The organism is Robinsoniella peoriensis, from assembly GCF_000797495.1.
Taxonomy (GTDB): domain Bacteria; phylum Bacillota; class Clostridia; order Lachnospirales; family Lachnospiraceae; genus Robinsoniella; species Robinsoniella peoriensis.
In genome coordinates this window covers 238,436-245,582 of sequence record NZ_JTGN01000012.1, presented here as the reverse complement: position 1 = coordinate 245,582, position 7,147 = coordinate 238,436, and the positions used below count along the sequence as shown (strand labels likewise).

The 7,147-nt window shown below is 37.3% G+C and carries 4 protein-coding genes, 1 pseudogene, 1 CRISPR repeat array and 1 other annotated feature; all 5 genes and pseudogenes read left to right on the top strand.

Annotated elements, in window-relative coordinates; genetic code table 11:
* Nucleotides 1-143 (top strand): annotated as a pseudogene (locus QR40_RS22595) (IS200/IS605 family transposase); the annotation flags it as partial.
* An 856-nt stretch (nucleotides 144-999) separates the two neighbouring features.
* Nucleotides 1,000-1,614: direct repeats of the CRISPR family, unit length 30 nt; unit sequence GATTAATAGTAATATGGGATATATTGAAAC.
* A 213-nt stretch (nucleotides 1,615-1,827) separates the two neighbouring features.
* Nucleotides 1,828-2,042 (top strand) — a binding site (T-box leader).
* Between the two features lie 40 nt (nucleotides 2,043-2,082).
* Nucleotides 2,083-4,494: a leucine--tRNA ligase gene (leuS, locus tag QR40_RS22585; protein WP_027293877.1), complete on the top strand. Its 2,412-nt coding sequence runs from the start codon at nucleotides 2,083-2,085 to the stop codon at nucleotides 4,492-4,494.
* A gap of 207 nt (nucleotides 4,495-4,701) precedes the next feature.
* Nucleotides 4,702-5,496 (top strand): basic amino acid ABC transporter substrate-binding protein, encoded by a 795-nt coding sequence (locus QR40_RS22580; protein WP_044296828.1) that lies wholly within the window; start codon nucleotides 4,702-4,704, stop codon nucleotides 5,494-5,496.
* An 18-nt stretch (nucleotides 5,497-5,514) separates the two neighbouring features.
* Nucleotides 5,515-6,195 (top strand): amino acid ABC transporter permease, encoded by a 681-nt coding sequence (locus QR40_RS22575; protein ID WP_044296827.1) that lies wholly within the window; start codon nucleotides 5,515-5,517, stop codon nucleotides 6,193-6,195.
* Nucleotides 6,185-6,928 carry an amino acid ABC transporter ATP-binding protein gene (locus QR40_RS22570; protein ID WP_176731090.1) on the top strand — a complete coding sequence of 248 codons (744 nt, stop codon included), beginning with the start codon at nucleotides 6,185-6,187 and terminating at the stop codon, nucleotides 6,926-6,928. Before QR40_RS22575 ends, QR40_RS22570 begins: the two co-directional genes overlap by 11 nt.
* The last annotated feature ends 219 nt before the right edge of the window (nucleotides 6,929-7,147 follow it).

Below are 7,147 nucleotides of genomic sequence, written 5' to 3'. Positions count from 1 at the left end.
ATACAGTAGGAAAAAATGCAAAAAAAATAGAAGAGTATATTCGGAATCAACTAAAGGAAGATTTGGAATATGATCAAATGTCTTTGAAGGAGTATATTGACCCGTTTACGGGTGAGCCAGTAAACAAAAGCAAAAAGAAATAAGCCCAAGGGGCTTAGCAGGTAACTGACGTTGCGGCTGGCGAACCTTTCGATGAGTCTTTAGACTCCAGTACCGGAAACGAGCCCTTATAGGGCGGAAAACAAACCACCGGCTAAGCCGGTGGTACTGATTTTTTCGAAATTCCATAATATTAAAAGAGTATTGTATCGTTAAATAAATCTAATAGCTGAAAGGTCTTTATTAAAATAAAAAAGTAATTCATTACAAAAACCTGCATTTCATTACATCTTACCTTCATAAACTTTATTTTGATGTTATAATCAAGAACTATCAATTGATTGGTTAACCAACTGGTTGACTATGGCACTAGAAAATTGTGCAGAGGGGAAGAGGTTAGATGATCAATCCATGGAAATTAAAAAAGCAACTGATTAATACAGATATATGCAGAAATTGTTTCAATAAAAAATATGGACTTAATTTGCAAAAAGAAGACATTCTTTATAGCTATTATGCTGCGAAATGTAGTGAATGCAATGCTCTTAAACATACAGTAAAAGGCTTTAGAGTTAAAGGAATGATAAAGATATTGTGTTGTAAAAGAGGTTTCGTCAAGAAATCATATTAGGGAAGGATTATTTTAGACGGTACAGGTATTAATCAATGGTTTATAAAAGGTCTACTTTTAATTATAAAATTATTGGTACAGAAAAAGTCATTTTAAATTTACCAGGCGTAAAATTGGAAAAAGAGCTGGATTGCTTGAAAATCGTGGGAAAATTGGTATTACGTGATAAAATTAGGAAAAAATAAAGTGGCTGGTAAATAATGTAAAAAGGCTTGATTTTATGGGGGTTTTGAGGTATAGTGGGAAGAAAGAATGGTGGAAAAACGTTGGATTAATAGTAATATGGGATATATTGAAACTCCTCTTCCCCCAGCTCCCTGATCCAGCTGTCTAGATTAATAGTAATATGGGATATATTGAAACTCAAGTTTATTAACCCGGTCAAATCCCATTAAAGATGATTAATAGTAATATGGGATATATTGAAACAACCTTTTCTGCAAGGGTTATTAATTTCCTATCCTGATTAATAGTAATATGGGATATATTGAAACAATTTGTTATGCTGCAAGTTCCGATCGGAACAGCGATTAATAGTAATATGGGATATATTGAAACTTAGTGGATAGTCCTTTCCCCGTAACCTTATCCACGATTAATAGTAATATGGGATATATTGAAACTATACTCATTTCCTCCCTTAATTGAAAAGTTATCGGATTAATAGTAATATGGGATATATTGAAACTTGTCTATTAATACACCATGATTTCCTAAATGTCTGATTAATAGTAATATGGGATATATTGAAACTTCGTTATATCCTTATAAGTGCAGGAATAGAGGATTGATTAATTGTAATATGGGATATATTGAAACTACTTTTTTCGAGATATGTCTTGCTTATTCAAATTGATTAATAGTAATATGGGATATATTCTAACCAATCACTCCTTAACCGATCAAGCATCTATACCTATAAAATTATCAGTAATTTTACAATTCTATCAGTAATTTGTGCATAATATACTCGAACACAGATATAGAAAGGAATAATTAACCAGAGACGATATCAATCAAAAAATTAATCCTAATTGTTTTTGGTTACTCCTTGACAAATGACCAAGAAATGGTTAGAATAACAGTTAGTCGATATGACAAAAACTGTGATGAGGAGTATTAAGAGTACTTGCGTTTCAGAGAGCTGCCGGATGGTGCGAGGCAGTAACGAAAAAACTCCCAACTCGCCTCGGAGTTCCTTGATTGAATTTAGTAGATTAAGGCGGGAATTCCCGTTATAGAATTAATGAGTGCATCCTTTTTGGATGAATTAGAGTGGTACCACGGAAAGTAAAGCCCTTTCGTCTCTATAAGAAGACGAGAGGGCTATTTTTATTTAGGAGGAATGAACAATGGCAGTACCTTATAATCATAAGGCGGTTGAACAAAAATGGCGTAAGAACTGGGAGGCTGACCCGGTAAATGTAAATGATGGTAAAAAACCAAAATATTATTGTCTGGATATGTTCCCATATCCGTCAGGAAATGGACTTCATGTAGGACACTGGAGAGGATATGTAATCTCTGATGTCTGGAGCAGATATAAGATGCTTCAGGGATATTACCTGATTCATCCAATGGGCTGGGATGCGTTCGGACTACCAGCTGAAAACTATGCAATTAAGATGGGAGTGCATCCTGCTAAATCTACAGCAGAGAATGTGTCTAATATCAAACGTCAGATTAATGAAATTGCAGCAATTTACGATTGGGATATGGAAGTGAATACAACCGATCCGAATTTCTATAAATGGACTCAGTGGATATTTGTAAAAATGTTCAAGGCTGGATTAGCATATGAAAAGGAATTTCCTATTAACTGGTGCCCATCCTGTAAGACAGGACTTGCCAATGAAGAAGTTGTAAATGGGGCTTGTGAACGCTGTGGAACTCCTGTTACCAAGAAAAATTTAAGACAATGGATGCTGAAGATTACCGCATATGCTGACCGTCTGTTATCAGATCTGGATAAATTGGATTGGCCGGAAAAGGTAAAAAAGATGCAGTCTGACTGGATCGGAAAGAGTCATGGTGCTGAAGTTGACTTTAAAGTTGACGGGACAGATAATGCAATCACAGTTTATACAACGAGACCGGACACCCTTTACGGTGCAACATTCATGGTACTTGCTCCGGAGCATGCCATGGCTAAAGAATTGGCAACGGATGAAACAAGAGCAGAAGTAGAAGACTATATCTTCAAAGCGTCCATGAAATCTTCTGTTGACAGACTTCAGGATAAAGAAAAAACAGGTGTATTTACAGGAAGCTATGCAATAAATCCAATCAATGGTGCCAAGGTACCGATTTGGTTATCCGATTATGTACTTGCTGATTATGGTACAGGAGCTATTATGTGTGTACCGGCACATGATGACCGTGACTTTGAATTTGCAACAAAGTTTGGTATTCCGATTGTCCAGGTAATTGCTAAAGACGGTAAAGAAATTGAAAATATGACAGAAGCATATACAGAGCCAGGCATTATGATTAATTCCGGTGAATTCAACGGAATGAGCAGTCTGGATGCAAAACGTGATCTGCCGTCTCGTCTGGAGGACAGAGGAATCGGCAAGGTAACCACAAACTATAAACTGCGTGACTGGGTATTTTCCAGACAGCGTTACTGGGGAGAGCCGATTCCAATTGTTCACTGTGAACACTGTGGTGCGGTTCCGGTTCCGGAAGACCAGCTTCCGCTTACACTGCCTGAGGTTGAGAGCTATCAGCCGACAGGTACCGGAGAATCACCGCTTGCTGGAATTGATGAGTGGGTAAATACTACATGTCCGGTTTGTGGAGCGCCTGCAAAGAGAGAAACCAATACCATGCCTCAGTGGGCTGGTTCATCCTGGTATTTCTTACGTTATGTAGACAGCCATAATAATGAAGAACTGGTTTCCAAAGAAAAAGCAGATAAACTCCTGCCGGTTGATATGTATATCGGTGGTGTAGAACATGCAGTTCTTCATTTGCTGTATTCCAGATTTTATACCAAGTTCCTGAACGATATTGGAGTTGTAGATTTTGACGAGCCATTTACAAAATTGTTCAATCAGGGAATGATTACCGGTAAAAATGGTATTAAGATGAGTAAATCAAAAGGAAATGTCGTTTCTCCGGATGATTTAGTTAATGATTATGGATGTGATTCCCTTAGAATGTACGAACTTTTCGTAGGACCGCCGGAATTAGATGCAGAGTGGGATGACAGAGGAATCGATGGAGTATATCGGTTTATCAACCGTTTCTGGAATCTGGTAATGGATAATAAGGATAAAAACATGGCTGCATCCAAAGAGATGGTCAAAATCCGTCATAGAATGGTTCATGATATTACACAGCGTCTGGAAAGCTTTAACTTAAATACCGTAATCTCCGGTTTTATGGAATATAATAATAAGATGATCGACCTTGCTAAAAAAGAAGGCGGCATTGATCAGGAAACTTTAGAGACAGCAGTGATTCTGCTCTCTCCATTTGCACCTCATTTGAGTGAGGAACTTTGGGAAGAGTTAGGAAACAGCGGTTCTGTATTTAAGAATCAGTGGCCGGTGCATGATGAAGATGCGATGAAGGATGATGAGATTGAAGTTCCGGTACAGATTAATGGCAAAACAAAAGCTGTTATTAATGTTCCGGCAGAGATTTCTAAAGAAGATGCAATTGCGGCTGGTAAAGAAGCAGTTGCGGATAAACTGACGGGTACCATTGTAAAAGAAATTTATGTGCCTAAGAAAATTATTAATATTGTGCAGAAATAAGAAGAATGTGACAGTCATAGGAAATCTATGGCTGTCTTTTATGTATGCATGTTTATAACTAATTTTACAATTATATGCATGAAACTGTTGACAACCCAGAAATTTAGTGTTAAATTTGATTAAGCGGGAAAGCAGTTGAAGGCAACTTTTGAATCTGTCTTTCTTTTTTTACGAATTATTTTACATTTTATTTAGGAGGATTTAGGAATGAAAAAGATGATTGTAACTGCACTTGCTGCATCCCTTATTTTATCACTTGCAGGATGTGGAAGCAAAGGAGCAGAAACGGAAAAAACCACAGCGGCAGCTGGCGAAACAAAAGAAGCAGGTACAGAAGCCACAGGCGGTACTTTAGTAATGGCTACTAATGCGGAGTTTCCTCCATATGAATACCGCGAAGGAGATAATGTAGTTGGTATTGATGTGGAAATTGGTGAAGCAATTGCAAAAAGCATGGGCATGGAATTAAAAGTAGAGGATATGGCATTTGACTCAATTATTGTAGCAGTGGATGCAGGAAAAGCAGATGTAGGGCTTGCTGGACTTACTGTAACAGAAGATCGCCTTATGAATGTTAATTTCTCAGATCCATATACAACAGCTACACAGGTAGTTATTGTTAAAGATGACAGTCCGATCACTTCCCCGAATGACCTGGAAGGAAAGAAGATCGGTGTTCAGCTTGGTACTACCGGAGATCAGTATGCAGGAGATATCAAGGATGCTACGGTAGAAAGATACAACAAAGGTTTCGAAGCAGTACAGGCAATGACTCAGGGAAAAATTGATGCAGTAATCATTGACCGTGAGCCGGCAAAAGTGTTTGTTGAGCAGAATGAAGGTATTAAAATGTTAGATGAAGCTTATACAGAAGAAGAATATGCAATTGCTATCAAAAAAGATAATGAAGAGTTATTGAAAAAGGTAAATACTGCACTTGCAGAACTGAAATCTTCAGGAGAACTGCAAAAAATCCTGGATAAATATATTAAGGCACAATAAAACAAAGGAAGATAAGCTATGGCGGAAAAATTTTATCTCAATTTTATTAAAGATGACCGTTGGAAATACCTTACAGACGGATTGTTAACGACCCTTGAAATTACTTTATTTGCAGTACTTATCGGTATTTTATTGGGATTCCTGGTTGCTGTGATACGTTCGACTTATGAAAAGACAGGAAAACTGAAGATTTTAAATTTCATCTGTAATGTATACCTGACCATAATCCGCGGAACGCCAGTAGTAGTACAGTTATTGATTACGTATTTTGTTATTTTTGCTGCTTTTGACATTAATAAGGTGCTGGTTGCAATCCTTGCTTTTGGTATTAATTCGGGTGCATATGTAGCTGAGATTATTCGTGGAGGAATTCTTTCTATTGATAACGGACAGTTTGAAGCAGGACGAAGCCTGGGTTTTAATTATCCTCAGACTATGATTTATATTATCTTACCACAGGTGTTTAAAAATGTACTTCCGGCTTTGGCGAATGAATTTATCGTATTATTAAAGGAAACATCAGTAGCAGGTTATATCGCATTGCAGGATTTGACAAAAGGCGGCGATATTATTCGAAGCCAGACATATTCTGCGACTATGCCTCTTCTGGCAGTGGCGGCAATCTATTTAGTACTGGTTATGATATTTACGTATCTGGTAAAATGTCTTGAAAGGAGGCTGCGTAACAGTGAGCGATAGAGGAGAAGTTTTAATTCGAGTTCAGAATCTTACAAAAGCCTTTGGTGATTTTAAGGCATTAAATGATGTATCTACAGAAATCCGTTCCGGTGAAGTTGTATTTATTGTCGGACCGTCCGGTTCTGGTAAAAGTACATTTCTGCGTTGCCTGAATCGATTGGAAGAGCCGACTTCAGGACATATTTTATTTGAAGGTGTAGATATACTGGATCCAAAAACAGACATTAACCTTCATCGTCAGAAGATGGGAATGGTGTTTCAGCACTTTAATCTTTTTCCGCACATGACAATACTTAAAAATATGACGATTGCGCCTATGAAGCTTCAGAAGAAGACACAGGAAGAAGCAGAAAAGGAAGCAATGCAGCTGTTAGAAAAAGTCGGGCTTGCTGACAGGGCAAATGCTTATCCAAGCCAATTATCCGGAGGACAAAAACAGCGAATTGCTATCGTGCGTTCTCTTTGTATGAAGCCGGATGTGATGCTGTTTGATGAGCCTACTTCAGCCCTTGATCCGGAAATGGTAGGAGAGGTACTGAACGTTATGGCAGACCTGGCAAGAGAAAATATGACAATGGTAGTAGTAACACACGAGATGGGATTTGCAAAAGAAGTTGCAGACCGTATTCTGTTTATGGCAGAAGGGCAGATAATAGAAGAAAATAATCCCAAAGACTTCTTTGGTAATCCAAAGAGTGAAAGACTGAAGAGCTTTTTGAGTAAAGTATTATAGAATATTGGTGTAAATAATAGAAAAGTTATTGCATTGCTGTAAAGGGCAAAGCAATAACTTTTTTTATTAAACACGATTAACTCCAAAAAGTACACGTTTTTTCCAATAAAGAAATATTGAAAAATGATATAATGGAAGAGATATAGTCTGATGTGGTATTTGGTTATCACAGCAGAATTGCTATTCATAATTTATTGTTAATAAATAAAGGAGAGAAAA

Coding starts and splice junctions, on each gene's coding strand:
- QR40_RS22580 (WP_044296828.1), top strand. CDS start 4,702: ATGAAAAAGATGATTGTAACTGCACTTGCTGCATCCCTTATTTTATCA.
- leuS (WP_027293877.1), top strand. CDS start 2,083: ATGGCAGTACCTTATAATCATAAGGCGGTTGAACAAAAATGGCGTAAG.
- QR40_RS22575 (WP_044296827.1), top strand. CDS start 5,515: ATGGCGGAAAAATTTTATCTCAATTTTATTAAAGATGACCGTTGGAAA.